General features: G+C 59.1%; 2 protein-coding genes. Both read right to left on the bottom strand.

Annotation, left to right across the window (positions count from 1 at the left end; genetic code table 11):
• Positions 1 to 908, bottom strand: a 908-nt coding sequence (locus tag C5Y96_RS25990) for an IS3 family transposase (RefSeq protein ID WP_233199163.1), incomplete at its 3' end; no start/stop codon positions are given.
• A complete protein-coding gene (locus C5Y96_RS27940; protein ID WP_233199160.1) occupies positions 905 to 1,186 on the bottom strand; it encodes a transposase in 282 nt (93 codons plus the stop codon). The genes C5Y96_RS25990 and C5Y96_RS27940, both read right to left, overlap by 4 nt.
• Positions 1,187 to 1,249: the final 63 nt, after the last annotated feature.

Raw genomic sequence — 1,249 nt, 5'->3', positions numbered from 1 at the left:
GGTTGGAAAACAGGTAACGATTCAATAAGGTCGCTGTGCCGCTGGAACGCACGGAGCGCAGCGACTGGAGTGGAAGCGGCACAGCGACGCGCGAACTCGGCCGGGGTCAGGTAGCCCAAGCTGCTGTGCGGGCGTCGCTCGTTGAAGTCTTCTCGCCAGGCCCGAGCTTTGATCCTCGCGTCCTCCTCGTTCCGCAGGTCGGTCTGGTGCAGGTACTCATCACGCAGGCGACTGTTGAAGCTTTCGCACAAGCCGTTTTGCCACGGCGAGCCTGGCTCGATGTAGAGCACTTCCACGCCGATCAGCACCAGCCAGGTCTTGATCGCGCACGAGATGAACTCCGGTCCGTTGTCGCAGCGAATTCGCTTCGGCACGCCATGCATCGAGAAGAGTTCGGCCAGCGTATCGATCGCATCTTCGCTCGTGATGCTCCGCCCAACCTTGATCGCCAGGCATTGCCGCGTGTACTCGTCGACGATGTTCAAAAAGCGAATTGCCCGGCCGTCGATTGTCGACGACTGGATAAAATCCCACGTCCATACGTCGTGCATGAACCCGGCCGGTTGCACATGACAGGCGTTCGTCGAAACGCCGATCGCCCGCTTTTTGCGGCGTTTTTGCGGAACTTTCAGCCCGGCCGTTTTCCAGAGCCGGTACATCTTTTTCAGGTTCAAGGTCTCCCCCTCGCGTCGCAACAGCTGACAGATATGACGATAGCCCCAACGCGGACGCTCGCGCACCAACTCCAAGATTCGCTTGGTCAGGCGGGCGTCTTCGTCCTTCGGCTTCCCCTCAAATCGCTGGCTCGACCGAGGCTGATCGAGCACGCGACAGGCCCGCCGCTCGGAGACGGCGTACTTCTCTTGAAGTTGCTTGACCGCGTCGCGTCGCGACTGAGGGGTAGTCAGTTTCCCTTGGCGATCTCCTTCAGCATCGAGATGTCCAACGCCTGATCGGCGATGATCCGCTTTAGCCGGTTGTTCTCTTCTTCGAGCGATTTCAGCCGTTTCGCCTCTTCACTCTTCATGCCGCCGTACTGCGTTCGCCAGCGGCTGAGCGTCGCCTCGCTCACCTCCAACGCCTGAAGCACTTCGCCGACGCTCTTACCAGCCGCCAACATGGCGTCCGCGTCCCGCAACTTCTTGATGATCTGTTCGGCCGAATGCCGACGTCGCTTCTTACTCATAAAAAATCCTTCGCCAGAATTTTGGCTCTGGATCTTTCATAACGGATGGATCAGGATTTGGGG

This window comes from Blastopirellula marina (assembly GCF_002967715.1).
Taxonomy (GTDB): Bacteria; Planctomycetota; Planctomycetia; order Pirellulales; family Pirellulaceae; genus Bremerella; species Bremerella marina_B.
Note: the sequence above shows the minus strand (reverse complement) of the source record. Positions and strands in the feature narration are given on the sequence as shown.